General features: G+C 73.9%; 11 protein-coding genes and 2 tRNA genes. 9 read left to right on the top strand and 4 right to left on the bottom strand.

All coding sequences use genetic code 11. From position 1 onward, the window contains the following. Nucleotides 1-44: 44 nt before the first annotated feature. Together CBZ_RS02930 and CBZ_RS02925 are read right to left on the bottom strand one after the other, a co-directional pair. Complete coding sequence (locus tag CBZ_RS02930; RefSeq protein WP_130780107.1) at nucleotides 45-1064, bottom strand: hypothetical protein; 1020 nt, start codon at nucleotides 1062-1064, stop codon at nucleotides 45-47. Nucleotides 1065-1149: 85 nt separating this feature from the next. Further along, nucleotides 1150-1220: transfer RNA gene (locus CBZ_RS02925), tRNA-Gly, on the bottom strand. 99 nt (nucleotides 1221-1319) lie between these two features. On the opposite strand from CBZ_RS02925, the gene CBZ_RS02920 reads away from it, so the two are divergent. The 7 genes from CBZ_RS02920 to clpX all read left to right on the top strand — a co-directional run bounded on the left by CBZ_RS02920 (nucleotide 1320) and on the right by clpX (nucleotide 8397). After that, nucleotides 1320-1393: transfer RNA gene (locus CBZ_RS02920), tRNA-Pro, on the top strand. 34 nt (nucleotides 1394-1427) lie between these two features. After that, the gene (locus tag CBZ_RS02915) at nucleotides 1428-2183 is read left to right on the top strand and encodes a class I SAM-dependent methyltransferase (RefSeq protein ID WP_130780106.1); all 756 of its coding nucleotides are present in this window, start codon (nucleotides 1428-1430) and stop codon (nucleotides 2181-2183) included. A gap of 159 nt (nucleotides 2184-2342) precedes the next feature. Further along, nucleotides 2343-3674 (top strand): glycosyltransferase, encoded by a 1332-nt coding sequence (locus tag CBZ_RS02910; protein WP_130780105.1) that lies wholly within the window; start codon nucleotides 2343-2345, stop codon nucleotides 3672-3674. A 178-nt stretch (nucleotides 3675-3852) separates the two neighbouring features. Then, entirely contained in the window at nucleotides 3853-5241 is a 1389-nt protein-coding gene (gene tig, locus CBZ_RS02905; protein WP_130780127.1) for a trigger factor, read from the top strand. 250 nt (nucleotides 5242-5491) lie between these two features. Continuing rightward, complete coding sequence (locus tag CBZ_RS02900; protein WP_373862136.1) at nucleotides 5492-6109, top strand: ATP-dependent Clp protease proteolytic subunit; 618 nt, start codon at nucleotides 5492-5494, stop codon at nucleotides 6107-6109. A gap of 49 nt (nucleotides 6110-6158) precedes the next feature. Further along, nucleotides 6159-6863, top strand: a complete 705-nt coding sequence (locus CBZ_RS02895) for an ATP-dependent Clp protease proteolytic subunit (protein ID WP_130780104.1) — start codon at nucleotides 6159-6161, stop codon at nucleotides 6861-6863. A gap of 250 nt (nucleotides 6864-7113) precedes the next feature. Further along, complete coding sequence (gene clpX / locus CBZ_RS02890; RefSeq protein WP_130780103.1) at nucleotides 7114-8397, top strand: ATP-dependent Clp protease ATP-binding subunit ClpX; 1284 nt, start codon at nucleotides 7114-7116, stop codon at nucleotides 8395-8397. Nucleotides 8398-8448: 51 nt separating this feature from the next. Here the strand turns inward: clpX and CBZ_RS02885 are convergent, their stop codons facing one another. Beyond that, nucleotides 8449-11253, bottom strand: a complete 2805-nt coding sequence (locus tag CBZ_RS02885) for a cation-translocating P-type ATPase (protein ID WP_130780102.1) — start codon at nucleotides 11251-11253, stop codon at nucleotides 8449-8451. Between the two features lie 147 nt (nucleotides 11254-11400). Between CBZ_RS02885 and CBZ_RS02880 the strand changes: the two genes are divergently transcribed. Beyond that, complete coding sequence (locus CBZ_RS02880) at nucleotides 11401-11727, top strand: chorismate mutase (protein ID WP_130780101.1); 327 nt, start codon at nucleotides 11401-11403, stop codon at nucleotides 11725-11727. Nucleotides 11728-11867: 140 nt separating this feature from the next. Further along, entirely contained in the window at nucleotides 11868-13067 is a 1200-nt protein-coding gene (locus CBZ_RS02875; protein ID WP_130780100.1) for a baeRF2 domain-containing protein, read from the top strand. 80 nt (nucleotides 13068-13147) lie between these two features. On the opposite strand, the gene CBZ_RS02870 is transcribed toward CBZ_RS02875, so the two are convergent. Then, on the bottom strand, nucleotides 13148-14493 hold a 1346-nt coding region (locus CBZ_RS02870), incomplete at its 5' end, for an AMP-dependent synthetase/ligase (RefSeq protein ID WP_130780099.1).

Here is a 14493-nt window from a genome sequence, read left to right as displayed (position 1 = left end):
CGACGTCCCGTGGTGCGCCCGGTCCGCGCAGGCCTGGGGCCCGGTCAGCCGTGCAGGGCGTACGCCACGCCGTCCTCGGCCGAGAGCCCGGCGCCGCGGGCGAGCGCCGCGTCGAGCACGTCGGGATGCAGCACGGCCCGCACCCCCGCCAGCGTCTCCTCGTGCTGCTCGCGCTCGTCGGGGGGCCACGCGCCGCCCGCGCGCTCGAGCATCGCGGCCGCGAACCCCAGCAGGGTCGCCGCCCGCTCGGTGCGGCCCGACGCAGCCGTGGCTGCGGCAAGGCCGTTGACGACCCAGGCGACCGGCATCTCGTCCCCCCGCACGGCGACGACCTGCAGCGCCAGCCGGCTGAGCTCCTCGGCCCGTTCGAGGTGGCCCAGGCGGCGCTCGACCATGCTGAGGTTCGCCGACTCCACCCACACGATCGACGGGTCGCCCGACGCGCGACCCGTCGCCAGCCGTGCCGACATCACCTCGCGCGCGCCCTCGAGGTCGCCGGACATCTGCAGCGCCACGCCGAGCACGTGCAGGCTGCTGGACCGCCCCGGGTCGCCGTCGTCGAGGTCCTCGGTCACGACCAGGGCCTGCCGCAGCAGCCGCACGGCCTCCGCGACGTCCGTGCTCAGCGCCACCCGGGCCGAGCCGGCGAGGACGAGACCCTGGAGCGAGCCGTCGCCGAGCGCCTCCGCGGCGGCCATGGCCTCGGTGAACCGGGCCTGCGACACGTCGTACCGACCCGCCCAGAAGACGAGGTAGCCGTGGTCGTAGAGCGCCCGGGCGCGCCCCGCGTCGACGCCGGAGGTCGTCCCGAGCGCACGGTCGAACCACGCGTCGCCGTCGTCGATCCGCGCGGTCGAGATCCAGAACGGCACCAGCGCCGACGCCAGGCGGAAGCCCGCCGCCGGCTGCCCCGCCTCGAGCTGCCGGTCGAGCGCCTCCCGCACCTGCGGGTAGCGCGCCTCGACCTCGCGGAACGCGGCGGCCTCCTGCCGTCGCGCGCGCGCTCCCGCGTCCTCGGCGACCTCGAGCAGGGCGACGGCGTCCACGGCGTCCACGGCGTCCACGGTCGGAGCGTAGGAGCCACGTGCCGCCGACGCCATCGCGCACCGGAGCCGAGCCGGACCGAACCCGCAGGACAGGAAGAAGAAGAGCGGACGACGGGAATCGAACCCGCGTAGCCAGTTTGGAAGACTGGGGCTCTACCATTGAGCTACGTCCGCACAGGTCCGGCAGGCCGGACCGCGGCACCCAGGGTACCGGGTGCACGGGAGCGGATCGTGCACCCGCTCCGGCCCCCGGGCCCGCCGCGGGTGTGCGCACGGGATGTGGCGCAGGTTGGTAGCGCGTCCGCTTTGGGAGCGGAAGGTCGTGGGTTCGAATCCCGCCATCCCGACCGACCGGCCGGCCGGCCGCGCTAGCGTCGACGGATGGGCTTCGACGCCGGTGCTGCCGCCTACGACCGGTTCATGGGGCGCTTCTCCGGGCCGCTGGCGGACCTCTTCGTCGACGCGCTCGGCGTGCGGCCGACGGACCGGGTCCTCGACGTCGGCAGCGGTCCCGGCGCGCTGACGGCCCGCCTCATCGGCCGCGTCGGCGCGGACCGGGTCGCGGCCGTGGACCCGACGCCGGCCTTCGTCGCCGCGGTGGCGGACCGCTGCCCGGGCGTGGACGTGCGCCGGGGGGTCGCCGAGGACCTCCCGTTCGGCGACGCCGGGTTCGACGTCGTCGCCGCGCAGCTCGTCGTCCACTTCATGACCGACCCGGTGGCGGGCGTGCGGGAGATGCGACGCGTGACGCGGCCGGGCGGGACGGTCGGCGCCTGCGTCTGGGACCACCGTGACCGCGGCCCGCTGACGACGTTCTGGCGTGCGGCGCGTGCGCTGTCGCCGGGGCTCGCGGGTGAGGACCGACTGGCGGGCGTCCGCCGCGGGCACCTCGCGGCGCTGTTCGCGGCAGCGGGGGTGGAGTGCGTCGAGGACGGTGAGCTGACCGTCTCGTTGGCCTTCGCGTCGTTCGACGACTGGTGGGAGCCGTTCACGCTCGGTGTCGGTCCGGCGGGGGAGCACGTCGCCGGGCTCGGCGCGGGCGGACGGGAGGAGCTCCGGGCCCGGTGCGCGGCCGCGCTCGGGGAGCCGCCGTTCGACGTCGCCGCGACGGCGTGGTGCGTGCGCGGTCGCGCCTGACGCCCCCCGGGCCCGACCTGCGTCACGGGTCCGCTGTCGGCCTCGCACGTCGCCCGATCCGGTCACGTGTCCGGTTCGTGGGTATCTGGGCGCGGCCCGGGTGCCCCTGAGTTCTCAGGCCGGACCTCCCGGCACCTGACGCACCCCGGAGCACCGACCATGAGCAGGATCCTGTTCGCCCTGACCCCCATCACCGGCCACGTGCGGCCCGCGCTGCCCCTCGTGCGGGCGCTGGCCGACGCCGGGCACGACGTCGTCGTCTACACCGGGACGAAGTTCGCGCCGGCCGTCGCCGCGGCGGGCGCGACGGTCGCCCCGGTGGTCCACGGCCGCGACCTGGACGACGCGACGCTCGACGACTGGGCACGCGAGCACGGTGCCCCCGAGCCGGGTGTGAAGCGGCTGCAGTGGGACGTGACGCAGCACTTCCTCGGGCCGGTCCCGGGGTACCTGCAGGACCTCGAGGCGGTCGTCGCGCAGGGGCGGCCCGACGTGGTCGTCCTGGACACGACGTCCGTCGCGGGCGCCCTGCTGGCGCGCCGGCACGACCTGCCGTCGGTGCAGGTCACGGTGACGCCGCTGCCGGTGTCCAGCCGGGACACGGCGCCGTTCGGCACGGGCCTGCAGCCGCCGCGCACCGGGCTGCAGGCGCTGCGGTACCGGGTCCTCGACGCCGTCATCAAGCGCGTGGTGTTCCGGGACGCGCAGCGCGCCGCGCTGCGGCTGGTCGACGAGGTGGGCGTGCCGCGGCCCGACGGCTTCTTCATGGACTGGATGCCGACGTTCGCGACGCGCGTGCTGCACCTGTCGGTGCCGTCGATGGAGTACCCGCGCAGCGACCTGCCGGGCAACGTCGAGATCGTCGGGGCGGTCCTGCCGCACGGCGTCGACCTGTTCGAGCCGCCGGCGTGGTGGGGCGACGTGGTCGCGGCCCGCGCGGCGGGTCGCCCCGTGGTGCTCGTCACGCAGGGCACGGTCGCGACGGACCCCGAGCGGCTGCTGTTCCCGGCGATCGAGGCGCTGTCCGACGGCGAGGCGCTCGTCGTCGTCACGACGGGCACGGCCGAGCCCCAGGACGTCCTGCCGCACCCGGCGGACCACGTGCGCGCGGCGCGGTTCGTGCCGTTCGAGCACCTGCTGCCGATGGTCGACGTCATGGTGACGAACGGCGGGTTCGGCGGCGTGCAGCAGGCCCTCGCGGCAGGCGTGCCGCTCGTCGTCGCGGGGCGCACGGAGGACAAGGCGGAGGTCGGGGCACGCGTCGCATGGTCGGGCGTCGGCGTGGCGATGGAGACCGACCCGACAACCGACGCGACGACGAGCCGGGCCGTCGCCGACGGCGTGCGCCGGGTGCTCGACAACCCGTCGTTCGCGCGTCGCGCGCGCGAGGTGGCCCAGGAGTACGCCGGGTACGACGCGGTGGCGCGGGTCGTCGAGGTCGTGGAGGAGCTCGCCGGGACGAGCGCCGGCAGCGAGGCCGTCGCCGCCTGACCGGTGCGGGGGAGCGAAGCCCGCCCGGGCGCCGGTCGTGCCCGGGCGGCTTTGGCGGTCGCCAGTCGTGGTGGCGTACCATCGAGGGTCGCCTGCGCACGCCGAGACCGGCCGCGCAGCCCCCACCGTCCGGCGCCGCACTCGCCGGTACCCACCCGATCAGTTGGAGACCATCGAAGTGAAGAGCGCCGTCGAGACCCTGGACCCGACCAAGGTCAAGCTGACCGTCGAGGTGACCTACGACGAGCTCAAGCCGAGCATCGACCACGCCTACCAGCACATCGCCGAGCAGGTGAACGTGCCGGGCTTCCGCAAGGGCAAGGTGCCCCCGCGCATCATCGACCAGCGCGTCGGCCGTCCCGCGGTCATCGAGCACGCCGTCAACGAGGGCCTGTCCGGCTTCTACGCCGAGGCCGTCCGCGAGAACAAGCTGCGCCCGCTCGGCCAGCCCGAGGTCGAGGTCACCAAGGTCCCCGGCCTGGTCGCGGGCGAGGACGCCGGCGAGCTGCACTTCACGGCCGAGGTCGAGGTCCGCCCCGAGATCACCGTCCCCGCGCTGGACGGCCTGACCGTCACGGTCGACGACGTCGAGGTCGCCGACGAGGACGTGCAGGGCCGCCTGGACGCGCTGCGCGAGCGCTTCGGCACGCTGGTCGGCGTCGACCGCCCGGCCGCCGAGGGCGACTTCGTGGTCCTGGACCTCACGGCGTCGATCGACGGCGAGGAGGTCGACACCGTCTCCGGCGTCTCCTACCAGATCGGCTCGGGCAACATGCTCGAGGGCCTCGACGAGGCGCTCACGGGCCTGTCGGCCGGCGAGTCCACGACGTTCGAGACGGCGCTGGCCGGCGGCGAGCGTGCGGGCGAGCAGGCGCAGGTGTCGGTCACCGCGACGACGGTCAAGGAGCGCCAGCTCCCCGACGCCGACGACGACTTCGCGCAGCTCGCGTCCGAGTTCGACACGCTCGAGGAGCTGACGGCGGACCTGCGCGAGCAGGCCGGCCGCATCAAGGCGTCGAACCAGGCCGTGCAGGCCCGCGACCTGCTGCTCGAGCAGCTGCTCGAGGGCACCGAGATCCCCGTCCCGCAGGGTGTCGTCGACGCCGAGGTGCACCGCCACCTCGAGGGCGAGGGCCGCCTGGAGGACGACGAGCACCGTGCCGAGGTCGGCGAGCAGGCCACCACGGCGCTGCGCAACCAGATCCTGCTCGACACGCTCGCCGAGCAGCTCGAGATCAAGATCAGCCAGCAGGAGCTGCTCGACTACCTGGTGAGCGCGTCGCGCCAGTACGGCATGGACCCGAACACGTTCATCCAGACCGTCGACCAGCAGGGCCAGATCCCCGCGATGGTGGCCGAGGTCGCGCGCTCGAAGGCCCTGGCCGTCGCGCTGCGCCGCGTCAACGTCACCGACGGTGCCGGTGCGGCCGTCGACCTGTCCGAGTACATCGGCTCGGACGAGGACGACGCCGCCGCCGAGGCCATCGAGAAGGCCGCGGCGGACGCCGCGACGGACATCTCGGCCGTCGCCGACGCGCCCGTCGAGGTCGAGGACGCCAAGGCCTGACCCCGGCCCCCCAGCACGTCGCAGGGCCCCGTACCGCTCGTCGGTGCGGGGCCCTCGTCGTCGGTCGGTGCGCCGTCAGCGAAACCCCCGGCCGCGACGACATGAGGGGGCAGCGCTGCGCGTTAGGGTCGCTGCAGCGCACGGCCGGACACCTCGTCCGTCGGCAGACGTCGAGGGCCCGCCCGGACCGTGCCGCACGACCAGCAGGACCGTGCGTCCCAGGACGCGACCGCCAGACGAAGGAGCCTTCGTGAACGTGCAGGTGCCGGCGATGGCCCGGGCAGACTCCCCGGGTCTCGGCCTCAACGACCACATCTACAACCGACTGCTGCGCGAGCGCATCATCTGGCTGGGCTCCGAGGTGCGCGACGAGAACGCGAACGCCATCTGCGCGCAGATGATGCTCCTGGCCGCCGAGGACCCGGACAAGGACATCTGGCTGTACATCAACTCGCCGGGTGGCTCGATCACCGCGGGCATGGCGATCTACGACACCATGCAGTACATCCAGCCCGACGTCGCGACGATCGCGATGGGCATGGCCGCGTCGATGGGGCAGTTCCTGCTCTCCTCGGGCGCCAAGGGCAAGCGCTACGCGACCCCGCACGCCCGCGTCATGATGCACCAGCCCTCGGGCGGCATCGGCGGCACGGCGACCGACGTCCGCATCAACGCGCAGCTGATCCTCCACATGAAGACGGTGCTCGCCGAGCTGACGGCCGAGCAGACCGGCAAGAGCGTGGAGCAGATCAACTCCGACGCGGACCGCGACCGCTGGTTCACCGCACCCGAGGCCCTCGAGTACGGCTTCATCGACCACGTCGTCGAGACGGCCGGGTCCGTCGCGGGCGGCGGCGGCACCGCCTGAGCGGCGCCCGGCCCACCGACGACCCTTCCGCGACCCTGAGGAGACACTCGTGAGCTTCGAGTCCCAGTTCATCGCCCGTGCGGGCCGGCTCGCCGGTCCGGGCGGGCTCGCACCCCAGAGCCCGGGCGGCCGGTACGTGCTGCCCCAGTTCGAGGAGCGCACGGCCTACGGCTTCAAGCGTCAGGACCCGTACACCAAGCTGTTCGAGGACCGGATCATCTTCCTCGGCGTGCAGGTCGACGACGCGTCCGCGGACGACGTCATGGCCCAGCTGCTCGTGCTGGAGAGCACGGACCCGGACCGTGACATCACGCTCTACATCAACTCGCCCGGCGGCTCGTTCACGGCCCTGACGGCGATCTACGACACGATGCAGTACATCAAGCCGCAGCTCGTCACGGTCTGCCTCGGGCAGGCGGCGTCGGCGGCGGCGGTGCTGCTCGCGGCGGGCTCGCCGGGCAAGCGCCTGGCGCTGCCGAACGCGCGCGTGCTGATCCACCAGCCCGCGATGGAGGGCGGCGGCTACGCGCAGGCGTCCGACATCGAGATCCACGCGAACGAGCTCATCCGCATGCGGGAGTGGCTCGAGGCGACGCTCGCGCACCACACGGGCCGCGACCTGGACCTGGTCCGCAAGGACATCGAGCGGGACAAGATCCTCACGGCGCAGCAGGCGCAGGAGTACGGGATCGTCGACCAGGTGCTCGCGAGCCGCAAGGGCGTGCAGCCGACGGTCGTCCAGCCGACGGCCTGAGCCGGCAGCACGAGCGCTGGGGCGCCGCCGGGCCGACACGGTCCGGCGGCGCCCGCGCAGGCGGGACCCACGTCCTCCGTTCCGGACATACCGGACGGCCGACCGGGGGACACGCCGGACGCCACGGCGAGGTTCGGCTGACATCGGGGCCGCCGTGGTGTGCAATGGGGGGACGTCACCCCCGAGGGGGTTGACGGGGACGACGCACCGCCCACCGGGCGGAGGGCGGACACCGAGGAAGGGGACACGCGTGGCTCGTATCGGGGACGGGGCCGATCTCCTCAAGTGCTCGTTCTGCGGGAAGTCCCAGAAGCAGGTCAAGAAGCTCATCGCGGGCCCCGGCGTCTACATCTGCGACGAGTGCATCGAGCTGTGCAACGAGATCATCGAGGAGGAGCTCGCCGAGGCCACCGAGGTCGGCATGGTCGAGCTGCCGAAGCCGAAGGAGATCTTCGACTTCCTCGAGCAGTACATCATCGGGCAGGAGTCCGCGAAGCGGGCGCTGTCGGTGTCGGTGTACAACCACTACAAGCGTGTCCAGGCCGGTGAGATCGGGCGCTCGTCCGACGACCACGTCGAGATCGCGAAGTCGAACATCCTGCTCGTCGGCCCGACCGGCACCGGCAAGACGTACCTCGCGCAGACGCTGGCCCGCATGCTCAACGTCCCCTTCGCGATCGCGGACGCGACGGCCCTCACCGAGGCGGGCTACGTCGGCGAGGACGTCGAGAACATCCTCCTCAAGCTCATCCAGGCCGCCGACTACGACGTCAAGAAGGCCGAGCAGGGGATCATCTACATCGACGAGATCGACAAGATCGCCCGCAAGAGCGAGAACCCGTCGATCACGCGTGACGTCTCCGGCGAGGGCGTGCAGCAGGCGCTGCTGAAGATCATCGAGGGCACGACCGCGTCGGTGCCCCCGCAGGGCGGTCGCAAGCACCCCCACCAGGAGTTCATCCAGATCGACACGACGAACGTCCTGTTCATCGTGGCCGGCGCGTTCTCCGGGCTGGACGACATCATCGCGGCGCGCGCCCGCAAGCGCGTCGTCGGCTTCGGTGCCCCGCTGCTCGAGGCGCACGACGAGGGCGACCTGTTCTCCGAGGTCCGTCCCGAGGACCTGCAGAAGTACGGCCTGATCCCCGAGTTCATCGGGCGTCTGCCCGTCGTGGCCGCCGTGTCGCGGCTCGACCAGAGCGCGCTGGTCCGGATCCTGTCCGAGCCGCGCAACGCGCTCGTCAAGCAGTACCAGCGGATGTTCCAGATCGACGGCGTCGAGCTCGAGTTCGAGGACGAGGCCGTCGCCGCGATCGCCGACCAGGCCCTGCTGCGCGGCACGGGCGCGCGCGGTCTGCGGGCGATCATGGAGGAGGTCCTCCAGCAGGTCATGTTCGAGGTGCCGAGCCGCGACGACGTCGCCCGCGTCGTCATCACGCGCGAGGTCGTGCTGGAGAACGTCAACCCGACGCTGGTGCCGCGCGAGAGCGAGACGCCGCGCGACAAGCGCACGCCGCGCGAGAAGAGCGCCTGAGCACCTGCTCGACCGGTCCGGCCCCTGCCCGCTGCCGCGGGTGGGGGCCGTTCAGCGTCCGGCGACGCCTGCGTCGACCGGAGCGCCGACCCCGGCGGTCCCGGCTCGTGCGGTGCGACCTGCGCGGCGGCGGCCTGCGGCCTTGACGGCCTCGGTGAGGAGCAGGACGACGACGGCCGCGGCGGCGGACAGCGCCCAGTCCTGCGGGCCGATCGGCGCGGAGCCGAACCAGTCGTGCATGAACGGCGCGTACGTGAACACGAGCTGCAGCGCCAGCAGCACGCCGACCGCGAGCCACACGACGCGGTTCCCCTGCAGCACGCGGGGCGTGAGGCTCGACCGGTGCAGGAACCGGCAGCAGAACAGGAACGCGACCTGCCCGAGCACGAGGGTCGCCACCGCCCCGGTCTGCGCGACGCCGTCCGAGGCTCCGAGGCCCTTCTCCGCGAGGTAGACGCCCAGCGTCGCGCCGCCGATGAACAGCGACGCCGCGACGACCAGCACGAGCGAGCGGCCCGACAGGACCGACTCGGACGGCGAGCGCGGCGGGCGGTCCATGATCCCGGTCTCGGCGGGCTCGTAGGCGAGGGCCAGCGAGAGGGTGACGGCGGTGACGAGGTTGACCCACAGGATCTGCACGGGCGACAGCGGCAGGGCCAGCCCGAACAGCACCGCGACGAGGATGACGAGCGACTGGGCGCCGTTCGTCGGGAGCAGGAAGACGACGGACTTGCGGATGTTGTCGTAGATCCGCCGCCCTTCCTCGACGGCCCGCTCGATGGTCGCGAAGTTGTCGTCGGCGAGGACGATCTCGGCGGCCTCCTTGGTCGCCTCGGTGCCCTTGATCCCCATGGCGATGCCGACGTCGGCGCGGGTGAGGGCGGGCGCGTCGTTGACGCCGTCGCCGGTCATGGCGACGACCTCGCGGTGCGACTGCAGGGCCCGCACGATGCGGATCTTGTGCTCGGGGCTGGTCCGCGCGTACACGTCGACGTCCTCGACGCGTGTGCGCAGCTCCTCCTGGCTCATCGCCTCCAGCTCGGCGCCCGTGAGCGCGTCGACCGTCTCGCCGGGGCGGACGATGCCGAGCTCGCGCGCGATGGCGACCGCGGTGCCGACGTGGTCGCCCGTGATCATCTTCACGGCGATGCCCGCACGGTGGCACTCGGCGATGGCGGCGACGGCCTCCGGGCGGGGCGGGTCGACGATGCCGACGACGCCGAGCAGGACGAGCCCCGTCGCGACGTCGTCGAGGTCGAGCGACGTGGTCGTCGCGTCGGCGGGCCGGTACGCGGCCGCGAGCACCCGCAGGCCCTGCGCGCCGAGCTCGTCGACCGCGGCCTCCCACCGGGCGGCGTCGAGGGGGACCGGGGTGCCGTCGGGGCCGCGCTGCGCGGTCGCCCGGTCGAGCAGGCGGTCGGGAGCGCCCAGCACGTGCACGCGGACCTCGCCGTCGGGCAGGCGGTCGAGGGTCGCGGAGAACTTGTTCGCCGACTCGAACGGCGCAGTCGCGAGGCGGGTCGCGGTGCTGACGTCCGCGCCCGCCTTGAGCGCGAGCGTCGTCAGCGCCCCCTCCGTCGGCTGACCGACGACCCGCCAGTGGCCGGCGTCGTCCGGGACCACCCGCGCGTCGTTGCACAGCGCCGCGGCCCGGACGAGGGCGCGCAGGTCGCCGTGCGCGTCGAGGGACGCCGCGACGCCGTCGGCCGTCACACGACCCGTCGGCTCGTACCCGAGGCCCTCGACCGCGTACGTCCGGTCGGCGGTGACGACCGTGCGCGCCGTCATCTCGTTCTTGGTGAGCGTGCCCGTCTTGTCGGAGCAGATCGTCGTCACGGACCCCAGCGCCTCGACCGCGGGCAGCTTGCGGGTGATCGCGTTGCGGCGCGCCATCTGCTGGACCCCGAGGGCGAGCGTGATCGTCACGAGCGCGGGCAGCCCCTCGGGGACGGCGGCGACGGCGAACCCGATGGCCGCCGAGATGAGCTCGGGCGGCGCCCAGTCGTGGATGACGCGCCCGATGACGAGCATGAGCGCGGCCATCACGAGGATGCCGCGCGACAGCAGCGTGCCGAGGCGGTCGAGCTGCTGCTTGAGGGGCGTGTCGAGGTGGTCGACCTCCGCGACCATGGCCTGGATGCGGCCGATCTCGGTCCGCCCGCCCGTCGACGTCACGACCACGACGGCCGTGCCCGCGGCGACGATCGTGCCCGAGAACACCATGCTCGAGCGGTCGCCGACCCCGGCGTCGAGCCCGACGGCGGCCGTGTCCTTCGCGGCGGGCACGGACTCGCCCGTGAGCGCCGACTCGTCGACCTGGAGGTTCGTCGCGTCGACGAGCCGCCCGTCGGCGGGCACCTTGTCGCCCGAGCGGACACGCACGACGTCGCCCGGGACGAGGGAGTCGGCGTCGACCGTCGCCCAGTGCCCGTCCCGCAGGACCGTGGCCTCGAGCGACAGCATCGTCCGGATGCCGTCGAGCGCGCGCTCCGCCTGCCCCTCCTGCAGGAAGCCGACGACCGCGTTCGCGACGGCGACGACGAGGATGACCGTGAAGTCGACCCAGTCCCCGAGGAACGCTTTGAGGACCGCGGCGGCGAGCAGGATGTAGATGAGGATGTCGTCGAAGTGCCGCAGGAACCGCACGACGGGGTGCGCACGCGCGGGCTCGGGCAGCCGGTTCGGCCCGGTGACGTCGAGCCGCCGCCGCGCCTCGTCGGCCGTGAGCCCGTCGCGGCCGCTCGCCAGCGCGGCGAGCACGTCGTCGGCGGTCCGGGCGTGGGCGGGCGGGTCGAGCCCCGCGTCGGCGGCCGCCACGGGGGCGGTGGTCGGGGGTGCGGGTGTGCTCGACGACATCTCGAATCCTCCGGACGCGCGGCGCTCTGCCCCAGCATCGTGGCACGCCGTCGCGTCGTGCGGCCACGGGTCACCAGTCGTGCCACCAGTGCCGTCCGCCGCGGGCGCCCGCCCGGCGACGGGCCCGGTGCGCCTAGGATCGCGGGCGTGAGCGACCTGCCCGCCCCGATCCCGACCGACCTCGCGCGCCTGCGGCACAGCATCGACAACATCGACGCCGCGCTCGTGTACCTGCTCGCGGAGCGGTTCAAGGCGACGCAGCAGGTCGGCGTCCTCAAGGCCGAGCGCGGACTGCCCCCGTCGGACCCCGGCCGCGAGGAGCAGCAGGTGGCCCGCCTGCGGGACCTCGCGCAGCAGGCCGACCTCGACCCGGTGTTCGCGGAGAAGTTCCTCGCGTTCATCGTCGAGGAGGTCATCCGGCACCACGAGGAGATCGCCCAGGACCGCGCCGCGGAGCGCGCGCAGCAGGGCTGACCGTCGCGGACCCCGTCCCGACGCCGGGGTGGCGGTCCGACGGCATCCGGACGAGGGTAGGAAGGTCAGCTCCGGCTCGACGCGCGGGGGCGCTGTGCCCGGCGTCGCCGGGGACCGTCGACCCGTTCGCGAGGTGCTGCATGGACCTGCACTGGCTGAAGCCCCTGCTGGGGCGCCCTGCCCCGTTCACGACCGTCTACCTGGACGTGACGCGGGCGGACGTCGCGGGGGAGGCCGAGGCGGCCGACCGCTGGAAGGCGGTGCGCCGCACCCTGGAGCGTGAGGGCGCCTCGACGGCCGTCCTGGACGAGATCGGCGAGCGGTTCGCCGTGCCCACCGGGGTCAAGGGACCGCACGGCCGCGTCATCGTCGCCGACGCCGAGGGTGTGCGCGTCGACCGGGCGCTGTCGGAGCCGCCCGCGCAGCCGCTCGCGGTGCACGGGCCGGCACCGGCGCTGCTGCCCGCCGTCCGCGCCGCGGAGGAGGTCGTCGCGTACCTGCTGGTCGAGGTCGACCGCAACGGCGCGGACCTCACCAGGTCCACGGGCGGCGGCGCCCGGCCCGAGCAGGGACCGCAGCGGGAGAGCGTCGAGGGCGGGCACGACGACGTGCACAAGACGCGCGAGGGCTCGCTGTCGCGCCGGTCGCAGACCCGTGCCGAGGACTCCTGGCAGCGCAACGCCGAGGCCGTCGCCGCCGTGCTCGACCGTCGCGTCGCCGAGCAGGCGCCCGACCTCGTGATCCTCACGGGCGACGTGCGCGCCGTGGGGCTCGTCCGGGACGCCGTCGACCAGCACGTGCGGACGCTGCTCGTCGAGGTGCCCGGCGGCGCCCGCGGTGAGGGCGTCAAGCAGGACGCCTTCGAGGCCAAGGTCGACGACGCGCTCGACTCGGTCCGCGCCCGGCGTCGCGAGGCGGTGCTCGCCCGGTTCCGGGAGGGGCAGGGCCGTGGCGGCGGGACGGTCACCGCGTTCGACGACGTCATCGAGGTGCTGCGCCGGGGTCAGGTCGACGAGCTCGTGCTGCACGAGTCGACGCTGTCGTCGGGGCTCGCGGACCGCGAGCTGTGGGTCGGCCCCGAGCCCCTGCAGCTCGGCACGTCGACGGGCGACCTCGACTCGCTCGGCGTGGCCGCCGATGCGCGCCGCAAGCTGCCCGCGGGGGTCGCGCTGCTGCGTGCCGCGCTCGGTCAGGACGCGGGGGTGACGTTCGCGGAGGACGGCAGCGCCGAGCTCGTCGACGGGATCGGCGCGGTGCTGCGCTGGTCCGACGGGTCGACGCCGAGCGAGTCGGTGCCGACGCAGTCCGCCGACCAGCGCCGCCTGCGCACGGTCGTCTGACGAGGCCGGGCGCCTGGTGCCCCGTGCCGTTCCCGGGGCGCGCCCGGCGCCGTGGGTGCGGCAGGTGCCCGTGAGGCGGGTCAGCCGGCCTGGTCCGCGCGGGTGTCGACGTACAGCGCGTCGACGTCCGCGGCGAAGTCCTTGAGGACCAGCGCGCGCTTCACCTTGAGCGACGGCGTGAGGTAGCCGTTCGCCTCGGTGAGGTCGGTCGGCAGGACGCGGATCTTGCGGATCGACTCGGCGCGGGACACGGCCTCGTTGGCGCGCTCGACGGCACGGTCGAGCGCCTCCAGGACGCGAGGGTCCTGACCGGCGGCGACGGCGTCCATCGCGGGCAGCCCGTGGTTGGACAGCCAGCCCGGCAGCATCTCCGGATCGAGCGTGACCAGCGCGCCGATGAACGGCCGCTGGTCGCCGACGACGACGACCTGGCTGACGATCGGGTGGCCCCGCAGCCGGTCCTCGAGGACGGCGGGCGCGACGTTCTTGCCGCCCGCGGTCACGATGATCTCCTTGGTGCGGCCCGTGATGCGCAGGTACCCGTCGGCGTCGAGCGAGCCGACGTCCCCCGTGCGGAACCAGCCGTCGACGAGCGCCTCCGCGGTCGCCTCGGCGTCGTGCCGGTAGCCGCGGAACACGTGCGGGCCGGAGATCCAGATGCCGCCGTCGTCGTCGACACGCACGGCCGTACCCGGGAACGCGGGGCCGACCGAGCCGACCTTGGTGAGCCCGGGCCGGTTGACGGTCGTCGGGGCGGTCGTCTCGGTGAGGCCGTAGCCCTCGAGCACGCGCACGCCGATGCCCCGGTAGAAGTGCCCGAGCCGCTCGCCGAGGGGCGCGCCGCCCGAGATGGCCCACTCGGCACGGCCGCCGAGCGCGGCGCGGAGCTTGACGTGCACGAGCCGACCCGCGAGGCGGTGCTGCGCGCTCAGCGCGGCCGACGGCCCGGCGTCGGTGTCGAGCGCGCGCGAGTACGCGATCGCGACCTTCGCGGCCCACCGGAACAGCCGCAGCTTGGTGCCGCCGCCAGCCTTCTGCTCGGCCGAGTTGTAGACCTTCTCGAAGACGCGCGGCACGGCGAGCACGAACGTCGGCTGGAACGCGGCGAGGTCGGGGAGCAGGTTGCGCGTGTCGGGCGTGTGCCCCAGGACGGCGCCCGACGGCACGCACAGCACCTCGATGTAGCGCGCGAACACGTGCGCGAGCGGCATGAACAGCAGCGTGCGCGAGTGCGGCTGCGCGCAGACCTCGGCGAGCCCCGAAGCCCCGTTGCGCGTGTGTGCGACGAAGTTGCGGTGCGTGAGCTCGACGCCCTTGGGCCGGCCGGTCGTGCCCGAGGTGTAGATGATCGTCGCGAGGTCGTCGCCGCGGGTCCGGCCCCAGCGGGCCGCGACCTCGGAGGCGGGGACCTCGCGGCCCCGCTCGG

This window comes from Cellulomonas biazotea, assembly GCF_004306155.1.
In the GTDB taxonomy this organism is placed as follows: domain Bacteria; phylum Actinomycetota; class Actinomycetes; order Actinomycetales; family Cellulomonadaceae; genus Cellulomonas; species Cellulomonas biazotea.
The sequence above is the reverse complement of the archived record's forward strand: the minus strand, read 5'-3'. Positions and strand labels throughout refer to the sequence as shown.

Coding starts and splice junctions, on each gene's coding strand:
- CBZ_RS02915 (WP_130780106.1), top strand. CDS start 1,428: ATGGGCTTCGACGCCGGTGCTGCCGCCTACGACCGGTTCATGGGGCGC.
- CBZ_RS02910 (WP_130780105.1), top strand. CDS start 2,343: ATGAGCAGGATCCTGTTCGCCCTGACCCCCATCACCGGCCACGTGCGG.
- CBZ_RS02875 (WP_130780100.1), top strand. CDS start 11,868: ATGGACCTGCACTGGCTGAAGCCCCTGCTGGGGCGCCCTGCCCCGTTC.
- CBZ_RS02885 (WP_130780102.1), bottom strand. CDS start 11,253: ATGTCGTCGAGCACACCCGCACCCCCGACCACCGCCCCCGTGGCGGCC.